Genomic DNA, 15,620 nt, shown 5'->3' on the forward strand with positions numbered 1-15,620 from the left:
GCGCGGGGCGGGGGAGACCTCCCGTCCCGCATCCACTCATGCCGCTGTTTCGCCACGACAGAATGATCGCGAAATCAGCGCAGCTTCTACGGCAATCGAGGACAAGACATGACAGTCCCCGCCATCGAGCTCAAAGGGATTTCCAAAGCCTTTGGGCCAGTTCAAGCGAACAAGGACATCTCGATCAGCGTCGCCCCCGGCACGATCCACGGGATCATCGGTGAAAACGGTGCGGGCAAATCCACGCTGATGAGCATTCTGTACGGCTTCTACAAGGCCGACAAAGGTGAAATCTGGATCAACGGCAAAAAGACCGACATCCCCGATAGCCAGGCCGCGATCGCCGCGGGTATCGGCATGGTCTTTCAGCATTTCAAGCTGGTCGAGAATTTCACCGTTCTGGAAAACATCGTTCTGGGCGCCGAAGATGGCGGGCTGCTGGCCCCCTCGCTGGCCAAGGCTCGGAAAGAGCTGAAAGAGCTCGAGGAAGAATACGAGCTGTTCGTGGACCCCGACAAGCGCATCGACGAGATCGGCGTGGGCATGCAGCAGCGGGTCGAAATCCTCAAGGCGCTGTACCGGAAGGCGGAAATCCTGATTCTGGACGAACCCACCGGGGTGCTGACCCCGGCCGAGGCCGACCAGCTGTTTCGCATCCTCGACCGGCTGCGCGCCGAAGGCAAGACCATCATCCTGATCACCCACAAGCTGCGCGAGATCATGGAAGCCACCGACACCGTGTCGGTGATGCGCCGCGGCCAGATGACCGCCACGGTCAAGACCGCCGAGACCAACCCCGAGGAGTTGGCCGAGCTGATGGTCGGGCGCAAGGTTCTGCTGCGTGTCGACAAGGTGCCGGCCAAACCCGGCAAGCCCATCCTTGAAATCGAGAACCTGCGGGTGACGGATTCGGCGGGTGTCGAGCGCGTCAAGGGTATCGACCTGACCGTCCGCGCGGGCGAGATCGTGGGCATCGCAGGCGTCGCCGGAAACGGGCAGTCCGAGTTGCTCGAAGTGTTGGGCGGCATGCGCCCGGGATCAGGCGTGATCAAATTGAATGGTACGCCTCTGGCGCTCAGCGGACCCGAGGCCGACGGTCAGGCGCGCCGCGCCCAAGGCATCGCGCATGTGCCCGAAGACCGGCAGCGCGAAGGTCTGATCATGGACTTCCACGCCTGGGAAAACGTTGCCTTCGGCTATCACCGCGACCCTGCCTACCAACGCGGGATTTTCATGAACAACGCCGCCCTGCGCGCCGACACAGAACGCAAGATCGAGAAATTCGACGTGCGTCCGCCCAATGGCTGGCTGTCGGCCAAGAACTTTTCGGGTGGAAACCAGCAGAAGATCGTGGTTGCTCGCGAAATCGAGCGGAACCCCGATTTGCTTTTGGTGGGCCAGCCGACCCGCGGCGTGGACATCGGCGCGATCGAGTTCATTCACAAGCAGATCGTCGCCCTGCGCGATCAGGGCAAGGCGATCCTGCTGGTCTCGGTCGAGTTGGAAGAGATCTTCTCTCTGTCCGACCGGATTGCAGTGATGTTCGACGGACATATCATGGGCGAGCGCCTGCCCCATGAAACGGATGAAAAAGAACTGGGCCTGTTGATGGCCGGTGTTGCGGGGGAGGCCGCGTAACATGGATAAGATGCCCAAATGGGCCGACGTCATTCTGATCCCGCTCATCAGTCTGGTCCTGGCCGCAATCCTGTCGACACTGGTCATTCTGGCCATTGGCGAAAACCCGGTCGAGGCGGTGAACCTGATGGTCACCGGCGCGCTGGGGTCGACCTATGGCTGGGGTTATACCCTGTATTATGCCACCAACTTCATGTTCACCGGTCTGGCGGTTGCGGTGGCCTTCCACGCACGTCTGTTCAACATCGGCGGCGAGGGTCAGGCCATGTTGGGCGGACTGGGCGTTGCCATGGTGTGCCTCTATGTGCCTTGGCCGCATTGGAGCATCGCTCTGCTGGCTGCGATGGCCGCCGGCATGCTGTTCGGCGCGGCCTGGGCTGCGATACCGGCCTATCTGCAGGCCAAGCGCGGCAGCCATATCGTGATCACCACGATCATGTTCAACTTCATCGCCGCGGCGCTGCTGAACTACATGCTGGTCAACGTAATGCGACCGGCCGGCTCGCAAGACCCGGCCACCGCCCGCTTTGCCGAGGCGGTACATCTGCCCACCCTGCACGAGATGCTGGCCCCGATCGGGATCACCTTCTCCAAGGCGGCTCCGGCCAACATCTCGCTGATCATCGCGGTCATCGCCTGCATCGTCGTCTGGGCGCTGATCTGGCGCACCCGCCTGGGCTATGAAATCCGGGCCTATGGGCATTCGGAAACCGGTGCGGTCTATGCCGGTATCTCGCCTGTGCGTATCACCATCGTGGCGATGCTGATCTCGGGCGCTTTGGCGGGCCTGATGGCTATCAACAACGTCATGGGTGAGGCCGAGCGGCTGGTTCTTAACTCGACCGAGGGCGCGGGTTTTATCGGCATCGCGGTGGCCCTGATGGGCCGCTCGCACCCGTTCGGCGTGTTCCTGGCGGCCATCCTGTTTGGTTTCCTCTATCAGGGGGGCGCGGAACTGGCCCTGTGGACGTCGATCCCGCGCGAGCTGATCGTGGTGATCCAGGCGCTGGTAATCCTGTTCACCGGAGCGCTGGACAACATGGTGCGCATGCCGCTTGAAAAGCTGTTCCTGGCTCTGCGGAAGGAGGCGAACTGATGGAGTTGTTCCTGACGATCGTCCAGGTTCTGGACTCGACCATTCGCCTGGCCACGCCGCTGCTTCTGGCCTGTCTGGCCGGCTTGTATTCGGAACGCGCTGGCATTTTCGACATCGGCCTGGAAGGCAAGATGCTGATGGCCGCATTCTTCTCGGCCGCCGTTGCCGCCGTCACCGGGTCGGTATGGCTGGGCCTGCTGGCCGGCATCGCATCGTCCTTGGTGCTGTCTGGCCTGCACGGGCTTGCCTCGATCACGTTCCGGGGGAACCAGCTGATTTCCGGTGTCGCCATCAACTTCCTGGCTGCCGGCTTGACAGTGCTGGTGGCCCAGGACTGGTTCCAGCAAGGCGGCCGCACTCCGTCGTTGTTCGGGGGTGGCCGGTTTGAGCCGATCAACTTCCCCTTCGCAGAAGCTTTGAGCGGTGTGCCGATCATCGGTCCCATCTACGCCGAACTGCTCTCAGGCCACTCGATTCTTGTTTACGTGGCGTTCCTGATGGTGCCCGCCACCTGGTGGGTGCTGTTCCGCACCCGCTTTGGCCTGCGCCTGCGCGCCGTGGGTGAAAACCCGGCGGCAGTGGACACTGCGGGCGTCTCGGTGGTGGGGCTTCGCTACGCGGCCGTCGCCATCTGTGGCGTGCTGTGTGGCATCGCCGGGGCCTATTTGGCTACTGCGTTGCAGGCAGGGTTCGTCAAAGACATGACGGCCGGCCGGGGCTTCATCGCTCTGGCCGCACTGATCTTTGCCAAGTGGCGGCCATGGCACGCCATGTGGGCGTGTTTACTGTTCGGGCTGCTGCAGGCTGTCGCTCTGCGGTTCCAGAATATCGACCTGGGCGGCATCATAATCCCCGTTCAGGTCATGGACGCGCTGCCCTATATCCTGACCGTGGTGATCCTGGCAGGTTTCGTCGGCAAAGCGGTCCCGCCAAGGGCCGGTGGCGAGCCTTATGTGAAAGAGCGTTGATAAGGCCAGTTCAGGACTGCTTTTCAGTCCTGTTTGCTGCAAAGCGGCATGTAGAGTTGATTTTGCATGCCGCAAGCGCTCTAAGAGGGTATGCACGTCTACCTTCCCATAGCCGAAGTATCCGTTAGCCCGTTTGTCCTGCTGGCGATTGGTGTTTCCGTGGGCGTTCTGTCCGGCATGTTCGGAGTGGGAGGCGGCTTTCTGATCACGCCACTGCTGTTTCTGATTGGCATTCCACCTGCAGTCGCCGTGGCGACATCGGCCAACCAGGTGGTGGCATCCTCGTTTTCCGGGCTGATGGCACATCTCAAGCGCAGGACCGTAGACCTGAAGATGGGATCGGTTCTGCTGGGCGGCGGCCTGCTGGGCGCGACGCTGGGAATGCTCGTCTTCAATTATCTCAAGCATTTGGGGCAGGTCGATCTGGCGGTCCAGCTGTGTTACGTCGTGTTTCTAGGCCTCATCGGCACCTTGATGTTCATTGAGAGCCTGCGTGCAATTCGCCGGTCACGGGCAGCGGGCGGCACCGCACCGACCGCACGCCGCCAACGCACCTGGGTTCATGCACTGCCGTTCAAAATGCGGTTCCGCGAGTCAAACCTGTACATCTCGGTCATTCCACCCATCCTGGTCGGCTTTGGCGTCGGAATCCTGTCGGCCATCATGGGCGTTGGCGGCGGGTTCATCATGGTTCCGGCAATGATCTATATCCTGGGAATGCCGACAAAGGTGGTGATCGGAACCTCGCTGTTTCAGATCATTTTCGTGGCCGGGTTTACGACGATGATCCACGCTTCGACCAACTTTAGCGTGGACATCGTGCTGGCCTTGTTCCTGTTGATCGGAGGTGTCGTTGGGGCCCAGTTCGGCAGCATGGTCGGCGCCCGGCTGAAGGCTGAGCAGCTGCGGGTTTTGCTGGCGGTACTGGTCATGATCGTGGCCGGAAAAGTCGGGCTGGAACTGATCGTGGCTCCGACAGAATTCTATTCGCTTTCTGAATTGGCGGGGGTTTGATCGTGACCAGTTTTTCCTTCGAAACCGCCATGTACTCGCCAGTCCGTTCCTTCGCCCAACGCAGCGCGCCTGCCTTTGATCGTTTTTACCAGTCCACCGCAGTACGGATCGGCTAGACCACATGCATATCTACCTGCCTATCGCCGAAGTTTCCGTAAACGCCTTTCTGCTGCTTGGCCTCGGCGGCATGGTGGGAATCCTGTCCGGCATGTTCGGTGTCGGTGGCGGCTTTTTGATGACCCCGCTGCTGTTCTTTATCGGCATCCCACCCGCCGTTGCCGTGGCAACCGAGGCGAACCAGATCGTTGCCTCGTCATTCTCGGGGGTGCTGGCGCATTTCCGAAGAAAGACGGTCGACCTGAAGATGGGCACGGTCCTTCTTGTAGGTGGTCTGATCGGCGCTGCCGTAGGCGTTGTCTTCTTCAACTATCTCAAAAGCCTGGGTCAGGTCGATCTGCTGGTCAAGCTCTGCTATGTCGTCTTTCTGGGCGTCATTGGCGGGCTGATGTTCTTTGAAAGCCTCAATGCGCTGCGCAGGTCCCGCAAGGCCGGTGGGGTCCCTGTCAAACGGCGCCAGAGGGGGTGGATCCACGCCCTGCCGTTCAAGATGCGGTTCCGGACCTCGGGGCTGTATATCTCGGTCATTCCGCCGGTGCTTGTTGGGCTGTTCGTCGGCGTGTTGTCGGCGATCATGGGTGTGGGCGGCGGGTTCATCATGGTGCCCGCCATGATCTATCTGCTGGGAATGCCAACCAAAGTGGTTGTGGGGACATCCCTTTTCCAGATTATTTTCGTCACTGGCTTCACCACCATGCTGCACGCCACGACCAACTTTACGGTCGATATCGTGCTGGCTGTCCTACTGTTGGTTGGCGGGGTGATCGGGGCTCAGATCGGGACCGTGCTGGGGGCACGCATCCCGGCCGAGCAGCTGCGCGTTCTGCTGGCCGCTCTTGTCTTGGCGGTTTGCGGAAAGCTGGCCCTGGATCTGTTGTTGCAACCGGCCGAGCTGTACTCGCTTGGCACCGATGGGGGGCATTGACGTGTTGCGCTGGTTCATCGCCCTTGTGTTCCTGACCCTCCCCGTCCATGCCGCGGATGAGCAGGTCGTTCTTGGCCTCAGCCAGGATCGCGTGGCCATCACCGCCGATTTCGACGGATCCGAGATTCTGATCTTTGGCGCCGTCAAGCGCGAAGCGCCGATCCCACCCGGCCCTCCGCTGGAGGTGATCGTGGCAGTCGCAGGCCCGTCCGAGCCGGTCATGGTGCGGCGCAAGGAAAAGAAATTCGGCATCTGGGTGAATACCGACAGCGTTCTGGTCGATTCCGCACCCAGCTTCTACGCAGTCGCCACAAGCGCACCGTTCACGGACATCATCACCGACACCGAAGATCTGCGCTATCGCATCTCGATCCGGCGCGCGATCCGGTCCGTCGGGGCAGCCATGCATATTCGGGAGGCTCAGGATTTCGCCCGGGCCGTCGTCAGGATCCGCGAGGATGAGGGCCTGTACTCGATCCGGGAGAACACGGTTGCCGTGGATGAGCAAACGCTATTCCGCACCTCCATCGAGATGCCGGCCGACTTGACCGAAGGCGACTACCTGACCCGCATCTTCCTGATGCGGAACGGCGAAGTCATTTCGCAGTTCGAGACGGTTATCGACGTTCGGAAAGTCGGGCTCGAGCGGTTTCTCTACAACATGTCGCGTCAACAGCCGGTCTGGTACGGGTTGATGTCCCTCGTCATTGCCATCGCCGCAGGCTGGGGCGCTTCGACGGCTTTCCGACTGTTGCGCGAAAACTGACCGCTACCCGCGCCCTATATACGGCATCGTCGTTGCCATCACGGTCATAAACTGGACGTTGGCTTCGGGCGGCAGGCTGGCCATGTGCAGGACCGAGCGCGCGGCGTCTTCGACCTCCATCGTCGGATCAGGCTCTCGCCCTTCAGCAACCGCCGTATCGACCAGGTTCTGCACCATCTGGGTTCTGGCATTTCCGATGTCGATCTGCCCACAGGCGATCCCATGAGCGCGGCCGTCAAGCGACAGGCTTCGTGTCAGCCCGGTAATCGCGTGTTTAGTGGCGGTGTAGTGAACCGAATTCGGGCGCGGTACATGCGCCGCGATCGAGCCGTTGTTGATGATGCGGCCCCCCTGGGGTACCTGCCTGCGCATCAAGCCAAAGGCCGCGCGAGCACACAGAAACATCCCGTTCAGGTTCACGTTGACGCTCTGATACCAGTCGTCCAGCGCGATTTCGTCGATCGTGCCTGCGGGCGCAAAAATGCCCGCGTTGTTGAACAGAACGTCCAATCGCCCGGCCTGCGCCTGAAATTCATCGAAGGCCGCTGACACCGCTTGGGGGTCCGTCACGTCGGCCACCAGCGGAATGGCGTTTTCGCGCATCGCGGCCACCTGGCTCAGCTTGTCCGCGCTTCGCGCCAGCAGGCCGACCTGCCAGCCCTGGTCCAGAAACAGCTCGGCCTTCGCTTGCCCGATGCCCGAACTTGCCCCAGTTACGATGATCGTCTTCACGTCTCCTCCGCCTCCAGCGTCAGTTTTGCGGCCGGGACCGCACGCAGGTCGTCAACCCGCAGCGGGTGGCTTGGTTTGGACAGCCGGTTGCGCACCACCCAGATCAGCCGCTCTTGCGCCCGGGTGATGGCCACATAGGCCAGCCGTTTCCACAGGGGTTGCCGGGCCTCGGTCCGGCCCATGCGGGCGGCGGCGTAAAGGTCAGGGGCAAAGACCTGCACCGTGTCCCATTGCGAGCCCTGCGCCTTGTGGATCGTCACCGCGGCCCCATGCAGAAACGTGGCCCCCATGCGCGCGGCAAAGGGGATGAAGGGCTCTTCCTCGTCGGGCTTTTCGATCTGCACGATCGACGCGGCGCTGACCTGCGGGTCTTCGGCCCCCATGACATGCAGCCGCGAGAACCCCGGCTTGCGCCCCGGCCCCAGATAGATCACCTGCGCGCCCTTGATCAGCCCGCGCGCCTCGAGGTCCAGCCGCTTCTTGCGGTGCTTCAGCGGCAGCTCGATCCCGTCACAGATCAACGGTTCACCTTCCAACAGCTCGGTCTCGGGGGCGCCATGCACCTGGCGGAAGGCCTGGATCAGCCGGATACGCGTCGCATTCCGCCAGACCAAAACCGGGCTTCGGGCCATCAGGTCGACCTCGACCCGCTGGCCCCAGACCACGCGGTCATCCGTGCGTGCGGTCTGCTCGACAAGGCGTTCGAAATCCTCGAACCCCATCGCAGGATCGGCCAGCGCATGAGCCAGGTCCAGGATGGGGTTGTCGGCCTCTTGCCGGTGCACCCGGTGCAGGATCAGCTTGCGCGGTTCGGGCAGAGCATCGAACACCATCGACCCGGACTGATTCACTGGTGCCAACTGTGCCGGATCGCCGAACAGCAGCAAAGTGGGAAAGATCTCCTTGAGATCCTCGAACTGCCGGTCATCCAGCATCGAGGCCTCATCGACGAACCCGATATCCAGCGGCTCGTCGCGACGTTTCCATCCGGTTATGAAATCCGACCCGCGCAGGCCGGCGGCGGCCAGGGCACCCGGGATGGACTTGTTGTTGGCATAGAACGCGGCCGCGCGGTCCAACGCCTCGTCGGTCAGGCCTTCGATCTCGGGGCGGTCGTCATTGCCCGCCAGCCACTCGGCGATCCGTTCGTATTCCGGATCATAGACCGGCGTGTACAGAATGCGGTGAATGGTGGTGGCCGGAACACCGCGCAATCGCAACACGCTGGCGGCCTTGTTGGTCGGGGCCAAAATGGCAAGGCTGCGCTTGTCTTTCGATTTGCGGCTTTCATAGTCGCCCGAGACGATCTGAACTCCGGTCTCAGCCAGCGCCTTGTAGAGTTCGGCCAACAGCAGGGTCTTGCCCGACCCGGCCTTGCCGATCACCGCCATGACCCCCGATTCGCCCTGGCCGGGCAGCTTGAGCAGCGCATCATCTTCTAGGTCCACGCCTGCGGTTTTCAGCATCTGGGCAATGCTGTCGAACGCGGCGGCCTGATCTTCGGAAAAAGTAACCTTAGGCAGAGACATGGCGCGACCCTACAGGGCCGCGCCAACCTGCGCCAGATGCGGAATTCAACGTCAGGCAGACAGTGCGAACCGATGCCGCGCGGCGGACCCGAACGCAGTCTTGAACCACAATCGCGACAGTTCGCGCGGGATGCCCGCCCGCTCGGCCACGCGGTTGCAATCGTCAGCGGAATAGGGCCAAAGACCGACCGAAATCTGGTCACGGCCCGCCCCCTCCGAGCCCAAGACCACCGGCGAGGAACCGATTAGCCGATAGATACGGATCATCCTTGCATCAAAGACCCCGGCGATGTGGGTCAGACCGAAGCCTTCCATGATCTCCCCCCCGCTCAGCATGATTGCCCCGGCCGTGTGTGGATGAGCGGTGCGGGACAGGCAGAACCGCGTCACTTCCCAGATCAGCGGGCTGCGGATTGGGCTGCCGCCGGTCAGATGCCCGAACACCTCATTTACCATGACAGGGCCAGTCGTGGGCAATACCCGCATCGATCCGCCGTGACTGCCGTCCGGCTCTTCCCAGATGACATACAGCGGGTTCAGATCATCATACTGATCCCGTTCCTCTCCTTTGGAATTGACATGAACATCCCATCCGAGGCGGGTTTTGAATTGATCTGCGCGGTCGCGAAACATCCCCTCGGCCAATTTTGGAAATTTATGAAGCTCGTCAGCGTAAACATAACGCAGCATGACTTTTCCCCTTGTCGTCCAGTACTGGAACGAAGGGGGTACAAAGTCGTGGTTAATTTACCGTGTGGCCCTCGCGCGGGCCTTAAACCACTATTAATCCTCTGCTGAGGGCAGTGGCGATGGCATGGGTTGTATTCAGAGCACCCAGCTTGGACCGGGCGCTTTCGATATAGACACGCAATGTGTGCTCGGAAATAGACAGGGAGTGCGCGACCTGCGCCCGGCTGTAGCCCAAGGCCAGCAGCGTCATCGCGTCGATCTCGCGCGGAGAGAGACCGCGCGCGGATTCAGGTCTGCGGTCCTGCTCGAAATCCAAAGCTTTGCGGTTGAAGTAGTGGGCGAGCAGTATCAACTCGCGGCTGTAGGTCACGATGAAGGCACCCCAAGCCTCGTCGCTGCAACTGTGATTGACCGTAAAAAGCGCGAACTGGCCATTCGGCCCACGAATTGGGATCGAATAGCCCTGATTGCCGACACCATGATCCAAAGCATCCTGCAGAAAGGCTTTTGCGACCTTGCCAGACCAGTTCAGAGATTTCCAATTGACCGGATGAAACCGCTGGAAGCAGCCCAGGATTACGGGATCTATTCGGTGATAGTTGCGTTCACGGTATCGGTCGGCCCAGGCATCCGGATAGGTGGTGTAGCCATATTGATCGCCGGCGCCATCGACCCAGTGATAGACGATGTGATCGACCTTCAGTTTGTCCCTGATGCGGACAGCAACCGCACCCAGCTCGTCAAGCGTGCTGGTGTTTTCCAAATCCTCCAGGACCTGGCTCAAATCGAACTGTGTTCCCATTCGACGGCGCTTTTGCCTCATCGTTCAGGGACGCAATTTCGGCCGCGGCGATCAGCCTGGTGTCGTCAAGCTGCTCGGCCAGCGCGGTCAACCCATTCGCAACGGCGAAGGCGTTGAGGTCCGACAATACGTCCAGTATCCACTCATTTCGCGCCATCATGGTCTCTCCGAAACAGTTAACGAAGGGTTAACACAACCATAACATGTACGCTGTTTTCTTGCCTATTCACTGCTTTCTACTCCCCAAAAACAGCGGGTCCCGAATTTGCATGGCATTGAAAAACAATATCCCATCTTCTGAACGCAAAACGCCCGCGAACCGTCTGAACGATTCGCGGGCGCTTGCTTTCAAAGCGCGGTGATCAACCGCGGGCGTCCAGAACCTCTTCCAAGGTCCGCATGCCCGTACGCGGGGCCTGAACCAAGACAGACATGTTGCCCGGCTTGTGCTCGTTCCGCATCATTTTCATGTGCGCCTCGGGCAGTTCTTTCCAAGTGAACACTTCGGACATGCAGGGATCGAGACGCCGCTCCAGCATCAGCCGGTTTGCAGCGGACGCCTGCTTGAGATGCGCGAAATGCGAACCCTGCAGACGCTTCTGGTGCATCCACATGTACCGAACATCAAAGGTCAGGTTGTAGCCGGTGGTCCCGGCGCAGATCACGACCATGCCGCCTTTTTTGACGACAAAGGTCGAGACCGGGAAGGTGCTCTCGCCGGGGTGTTCGAACACCATGTCGACGTTCACGCCCTTGCCCGTGATGTCCCAGATCGCCTTACCGAACTTGCGGGCTTCCTTGAACCACTCGGCATATTCAGGCGTGTTGACCGTGGGCAACTGGCCCCAGCAGTTGAAGTCCTTGCGGTTGATGACGCCCTTGGCGCCCAACCCCATGACGAAGTCGCGCTTGCTTTCGTCCGAGATCACGCCGATCGCGTTGGCTCCGGCTGTATTGATCAGCTGGATCGCATAGGAGCCCAGACCCCCCGACGCGCCCCAGACCAGAACGTTCTGGCCCGGCTTCAGATCATGCGGCTCGTGTCCGAACAGCATCCGATAGGCAGTGGCCAGCGTAAGCGTATAGCAGGCACTTTCTTCCCAGGTCAAGTGCTTGGGGCGCGGCATCAGCTGCTGTGCCTGCACGTTGGTGAATTGCGCAAATGACCCATCGGGCGTTTCATAGCCCCAGATGCGCTGGCTGGGCGAATACATCGGATCGCCGCCGTTGCACTCTTCATCGTCGCCGTCGTCCTGGTTGCAGTGGATCACGACCTCGTCGCCGACCTTCCAGCGTTTCACCTTGTCGCCCACCGCCCAGACGATGCCCGACGCATCCGAGCCCGCGATGTGATACGGGGCCTTGTGGCCATCAAAGGGGCTGATCGGTTTGCCGAGCGAGGCCCAAACACCGTTGTAGTTGACGCCCGCCGCCATCACCAGAACCAACACTTCGTGGCTGTCCAGCTTGGGCACATCGACCACCTCCAACTGCATCGCAGTGTCGGGCTCGCCGTGGCGCTCTCTACGGATGGCCCACGCATACATCTGTTTGGGCACATATCCCATCGGAGGGATTTCACCCATCTCATAGAGGTCTTTTTCCGGTGCCTCGTAGGACGCGATGCCGCCGTCGGTGTCCAAAGCCATTGTGGCCTCCTCTGTCAAACATGTTCGCCGCGACGCAGAATCGCGCGCTTCATAGGCTGGAATATTGGCCCATGAGTAATTTTGCAACCCATTTCGGATCATTATTGAAATTTTATGACCCAGCGGCCGCAGAAATTTCTTTTGCAGTCGCAGAACCATCCGGGTCTTCGCTGATGGGCGCTGAGGCCGCATAATACTTCATCAGATCCAGCCGCTCGACCGATGGCGACAGCATACCGTTGTTTCTGCTCAGTATTCGCCGTTCGACCAGTTGTTCGATCGCTGGCGGGATGGCCTTCAGGTCTTCGTCCGTGGCGCCCTCGCGCCGCATCAGCTCGACGATCCGTGACTGAACGTCAGACTCGGAGATGGTGCCGTTTTCGCGAACGAGCCAGCACGCGGCGGGCGCTGGGACCAAAGGAATCGCCCGGCCAATCCGGCGCATCAACTCTCGAGCCAGATCCGTCATCAGGTCCGGGCCGGCTTGTTCGCGAAACTCCTGCAGCGAAATGGGCAGGCCGTATCGGACCGAGGCAAGACCGAACCGTTTGTAACGCCCGATGATACGGCGCCATATCTGTTTCAGGCTCCACCTTGTGATCACGCCGATCCGCGCGCGGAACCGCCGTTCGCTGCCCAAGGCGGCGGCGGTCAGAATCGTATCCTCCAGCACCCGGTCATAGTTCAGCGCAACCGGTACGAACACGACGTCGCGACCATCGGGACTGGTGCCGTCGATGATGTATTTCAGCAGTCCCAGTTTGGGTCGTCCCAAAGACCCGGTGAGGCTCAGACCGCCCTCGGGGAACATCGCCTGAGTCACACCGGCATTGGTGGCCAGGCGCACATAGCTGGCCAGAACCTGCCGGTAGAGTTCGCTGCCGGACTTGCGCCGGATGAAATAGGCCCCCATCGCGCGGATCAACCGGCTGAGCGGCCAGACCCGTGCCCACTCGCCCACCGCATAGGACAGCGCCGACTGTTGCGCGGCCAAATAGGTCACCAGAACATAATCCATGTTGCTCCGGTGATTCATCACAAAGACCACGGTTGCTTTGGGATCGATCTCCTTCAATGCGGCCTCGTCCTCGTGGCTGAGGCGGACATTGTAGAACGCGTTGCTCAACCATCTAGCCAACCGAATGGCAAAGCTGAAGTACATGAAGGCCGAAAACGACGGGACGATTTCCCGGGCGTAGCGCCGGGCCTGCTCGAACGCGACCGCTTCGGGGATTCCATGTTCTTCGGCGTGGTGCTGAACAGCCTGACCAACCTGCGGGTCATAGATCAGGCGTTGGATCATGTCATGACGCTCGGCCAGTTTGAACGGCTGGATCGGCCGTTGCAGGCGCTGGTTCAACCGTTCAACAGCCCGTTCAAGCCGGCGGCGAAAGAACCAGCGCACCGACGGGAACAGGAAATGCGAGGCGAAGGTGACCGCGGCAAACACCACGATCAGAACAAACAGCCAAATCGGTAACTCAACGGTCTGCGTCATGCCCGCACAGTGCCATCAAACCGCCGCTGTCACAATCGGCAGCACGCCGTACATGCCGCAACGCAGCGAATTGACATGTGCTGAAAATTGCGCTTTAGAACCCATGAGAGAAATATTGTTACCCATCGACGCATGAGGCTCTGACCATGACGCAGACGCAGAAAGACCGCCCCTGGCTCATCCGAACCTATGCCGGTCATTCCACGGCCAAAGCCTCGAACGCGCTTTACAGATCCAACCTGGCCAAAGGGCAGACCGGTCTGTCGGTGGCCTTCGATCTGCCGACGCAAACCGGATATGACAGCGATCACACCCTGGCCCGGGGCGAGGTCGGCAAGGTCGGGGTGCCCGTCTGCCACCTGGGCGACATGCGGGTGCTGTTCGACCAGATCCCGCTGGAGCAGATGAACACCTCGATGACGATCAACGCCACGGCCCCCTGGCTGCTGGCGCTGTATATCGCGGTGGCCGAGGAACAGGGCGCCGATGTGTCCAAGCTGCAGGGCACGGTGCAGAACGACCTGGTCAAGGAATACCTGAGCCGCGGCACCTATGTCTGCCCGCCCAAACCTTCACTGAAGATGATCGCGGACGTGGCCGAGTATTGTTATTCGAACGTACCGAAATGGAACCCGATGAACGTGTGTTCCTACCACCTGCAAGAGGCCGGCGCGACGCCCGAGCAGGAGCTGGCCTATGCGCTGGCCACCGCCATCGCGGTACTGGACGAGCTGCGCCCCCGCGTTCCGGCCGAGGACTTTCCGGCGCTGTGCGGCCGCATCTCGTTTTTCGTGAATGCGGGCATCCGGTTTGTCACCGAAATGTGCAAAATGCGGGCTTTCGTCGATCTTTGGGATGAAATCCTGCAACAGCGCTATGGCGTGGAAAACCCCAAGTTCCGCCGATTCCGCTATGGTGTTCAGGTCAACTCTCTGGGCCTGACCGAGCAGCAGCCCGAGAACAACGTCTATCGCATCCTGATCGAAATGCTGGCCGTGACCCTGTCGAAAAAGGCGCGTGCCCGGGCGGTGCAACTGCCAGCGTGGAATGAGGCCTTGGGCCTGCCGCGCCCCTGGGACCAGCAATGGTCGATGCGGATGCAGCAGATCCTGGCTTATGAGACCGACCTGCTGGAATACGACGACCTGTTCGATGGCAACCCGGTGGTCGACGCCAAGGTCGAGGAACTGAAGCAGGGCGCCCGGGCCGAACTGGCCAATCTGGACTCGATGGGTGGTGCGGTTGCGGCGATCGACTACATGAAATCGCGGCTGGTGGATTCCAACGCCGAGCGTCTCAACCGGATCGAGCGCAATGAAACCATCGTCGTCGGCGTGAACCGCTGGACCGAGGGCGAACCCTCGCCCCTGCAGACCGAGGATGGCGGGATCATGGTCGTCGATCCGGCGGTCGAACAGGAACAGATCGCGCGCCTGAACGACTGGCGTGCCGCCCGCGACGAGGCCGCCGTGGCCGCGGCTCTGGCCGATCTGCGCGCCGCCGCGCAATCGGGCGCCAACATCATGGAGCCGTCGATCGCCGCGGCCAAGGCCGGTGTCACCACCGGCGAATGGGCAGAAGAGATGCGCCGCGTCTTTGGCACCTATCGCGGTCCGACGGGCGTTTCGGGGTCGGTCTCGAACAAGACCGAGGGTCTGGACGATCTGCGCGCGGCGGTGGATGCGGTCAGCGACCGCCTGGGGCGTCGTCTGAAATTCCTGGTCGGCAAGCCGGGGCTGGACGGCCATTCCAACGGCGCCGAACAGATCGCGTTCCGCGCCCGCGACTGCGGCATGGACATTACTTATGACGGCATCCGCCTAACCCCCGAGGAAATCGTGAAGTCGGCCATCGAGCAGCAAGCTCATGTGATCGGCCTGTCGATCCTGTCCGGTAGCCACCTGCCGTTGGTACAGGACGTCATGACCCGCCTGCGCGAAGCTGGCTTGGGTGATGTTCCCGTTGTCGTCGGGGGCATCATTCCCGACGAAGACGCGGATCGTCTCAGATCAATGGGTGTTGCCAAGGTCTATACGCCCAAGAATTTCGAGCTGAATGCCATAATGGGGGATATCGTTTTGCTGGCCGATCCAAAAACGCTGGCCGCGGAATAATCGCCCAAAATTAATTCCATTGCTCATTTCGTTTTAAGAATGGCCATTGATTGGGATTCTCCGTAACGTTGCCTGATGAGTA

Annotated in this window: 13 protein-coding genes; 7 read left to right on the forward strand and 6 right to left on the reverse strand. The window is 60.9% G+C overall.

All coding sequences use genetic code 11. The features are described from left to right. Positions 1-108: 108 nt before the first annotated feature. From ACR0LD_RS14105 to ACR0LD_RS14130, 6 genes are all read left to right on the forward strand, one after another. Positions 109-1,638 (forward strand): ABC transporter ATP-binding protein, encoded by a 1,530-nt coding sequence (locus ACR0LD_RS14105; protein ID WP_093963455.1) that lies wholly within the window; start codon positions 109-111, stop codon positions 1,636-1,638. A 1-nt stretch (position 1,639) separates the two neighbouring features. After that, positions 1,640-2,734 (forward strand): ABC transporter permease, encoded by a 1,095-nt coding sequence (locus ACR0LD_RS14110; RefSeq protein WP_480637529.1) that lies wholly within the window; start codon positions 1,640-1,642, stop codon positions 2,732-2,734. Beyond that, a complete protein-coding gene (locus ACR0LD_RS14115) occupies positions 2,734-3,702 on the forward strand; it encodes an ABC transporter permease (protein ID WP_170367643.1) in 969 nt (322 codons plus the stop codon). Before ACR0LD_RS14110 ends, ACR0LD_RS14115 begins: the two co-directional genes overlap by 1 nt. Before the next feature lie 90 nt (positions 3,703-3,792). Continuing rightward, positions 3,793-4,716, forward strand: coding sequence for a sulfite exporter TauE/SafE family protein (locus ACR0LD_RS14120; protein WP_170343308.1), 924 nt, complete (start codon positions 3,793-3,795; stop codon positions 4,714-4,716). Between the two features lie 121 nt (positions 4,717-4,837). Then, a complete protein-coding gene (locus ACR0LD_RS14125; RefSeq protein ID WP_170343309.1) occupies positions 4,838-5,758 on the forward strand; it encodes a sulfite exporter TauE/SafE family protein in 921 nt (306 codons plus the stop codon). Between the two features lies 1 nt (position 5,759). Continuing rightward, the gene (locus ACR0LD_RS14130) at positions 5,760-6,524 is read left to right on the forward strand and encodes a TIGR02186 family protein (RefSeq protein WP_170360158.1); all 765 of its coding nucleotides are present in this window, start codon (positions 5,760-5,762) and stop codon (positions 6,522-6,524) included. A 3-nt stretch (positions 6,525-6,527) separates the two neighbouring features. Here ACR0LD_RS14130 and ACR0LD_RS14135 read toward each other — a convergent pair whose 3' ends face one another. The 6 genes from ACR0LD_RS14135 to ACR0LD_RS14160 all read right to left on the reverse strand — a co-directional run bounded on the left by ACR0LD_RS14135 (position 6,528) and on the right by ACR0LD_RS14160 (position 13,424). Beyond that, positions 6,528-7,256: an SDR family oxidoreductase gene (locus ACR0LD_RS14135; protein ID WP_480637532.1), complete on the reverse strand. Its 729-nt coding sequence runs from the start codon at positions 7,254-7,256 to the stop codon at positions 6,528-6,530. Continuing rightward, a complete protein-coding gene (locus tag ACR0LD_RS14140; protein WP_480637534.1) occupies positions 7,253-8,785 on the reverse strand; it encodes an ATP-dependent DNA helicase in 1,533 nt (510 codons plus the stop codon). The genes ACR0LD_RS14135 and ACR0LD_RS14140 overlap by 4 nt, the downstream gene beginning before the upstream one ends. 51 nt (positions 8,786-8,836) lie before the next feature. Next, positions 8,837-9,475 (reverse strand): acyl-homoserine-lactone synthase, encoded by a 639-nt coding sequence (locus tag ACR0LD_RS14145; RefSeq protein ID WP_170360153.1) that lies wholly within the window; start codon positions 9,473-9,475, stop codon positions 8,837-8,839. 82 nt (positions 9,476-9,557) lie between these two features. Continuing rightward, positions 9,558-10,277, reverse strand: coding sequence for a helix-turn-helix transcriptional regulator (locus tag ACR0LD_RS14150; protein ID WP_170342173.1), 720 nt, complete (start codon positions 10,275-10,277; stop codon positions 9,558-9,560). Positions 10,278-10,639: 362 nt separating this feature from the next. Continuing rightward, positions 10,640-11,926 (reverse strand): crotonyl-CoA carboxylase/reductase, encoded by a 1,287-nt coding sequence (gene ccrA / locus ACR0LD_RS14155; RefSeq protein ID WP_170372225.1) that lies wholly within the window; start codon positions 11,924-11,926, stop codon positions 10,640-10,642. A 112-nt stretch (positions 11,927-12,038) separates the two neighbouring features. Then, the gene (locus ACR0LD_RS14160; protein WP_480637537.1) at positions 12,039-13,424 is read right to left on the reverse strand and encodes a 1-acyl-sn-glycerol-3-phosphate acyltransferase; all 1,386 of its coding nucleotides are present in this window, start codon (positions 13,422-13,424) and stop codon (positions 12,039-12,041) included. A gap of 146 nt (positions 13,425-13,570) precedes the next feature. Here ACR0LD_RS14160 and ACR0LD_RS14165 point away from each other — a divergent pair, with 146 nt between their 5' ends. Then, positions 13,571-15,538, forward strand: coding sequence for a protein meaA (locus ACR0LD_RS14165; RefSeq protein ID WP_480637539.1), 1,968 nt, complete (start codon positions 13,571-13,573; stop codon positions 15,536-15,538). The last annotated feature ends 82 nt before the right edge of the window (positions 15,539-15,620 follow it).

The sequence above is a fragment of the Ruegeria sp. BF8 genome (assembly GCF_056538625.1).

Bases quoted from the DNA above. Each gene is read 5' to 3' on its own strand.
- ccrA (WP_170372225.1), bottom strand. From the start codon at position 11,926: ATGGCTTTGGACACCGACGGCGGCATCGCGTCCTACGAGGCACCGGAA.
- ACR0LD_RS14140 (WP_480637534.1), bottom strand. From the start codon at position 8,785: ATGTCTCTGCCTAAGGTTACTTTTTCCGAAGATCAGGCCGCCGCGTTC.
- ACR0LD_RS14125 (WP_170343309.1), top strand. From the start codon at position 4,838: ATGCATATCTACCTGCCTATCGCCGAAGTTTCCGTAAACGCCTTTCTG.
- ACR0LD_RS14160 (WP_480637537.1), bottom strand. From the start codon at position 13,424: ATGACGCAGACCGTTGAGTTACCGATTTGGCTGTTTGTTCTGATCGTG.
- ACR0LD_RS14105 (WP_093963455.1), top strand. From the start codon at position 109: ATGACAGTCCCCGCCATCGAGCTCAAAGGGATTTCCAAAGCCTTTGGG.
- ACR0LD_RS14150 (WP_170342173.1), bottom strand. From the start codon at position 10,277: ATGGGAACACAGTTCGATTTGAGCCAGGTCCTGGAGGATTTGGAAAAC.
- ACR0LD_RS14110 (WP_480637529.1), top strand. From the start codon at position 1,640: ATGGATAAGATGCCCAAATGGGCCGACGTCATTCTGATCCCGCTCATC.
- ACR0LD_RS14120 (WP_170343308.1), top strand. From the start codon at position 3,793: ATGCACGTCTACCTTCCCATAGCCGAAGTATCCGTTAGCCCGTTTGTC.
- ACR0LD_RS14115 (WP_170367643.1), top strand. From the start codon at position 2,734: ATGGAGTTGTTCCTGACGATCGTCCAGGTTCTGGACTCGACCATTCGC.
- ACR0LD_RS14165 (WP_480637539.1), top strand. From the start codon at position 13,571: ATGACGCAGACGCAGAAAGACCGCCCCTGGCTCATCCGAACCTATGCC.
- ACR0LD_RS14145 (WP_170360153.1), bottom strand. From the start codon at position 9,475: ATGCTGCGTTATGTTTACGCTGACGAGCTTCATAAATTTCCAAAATTG.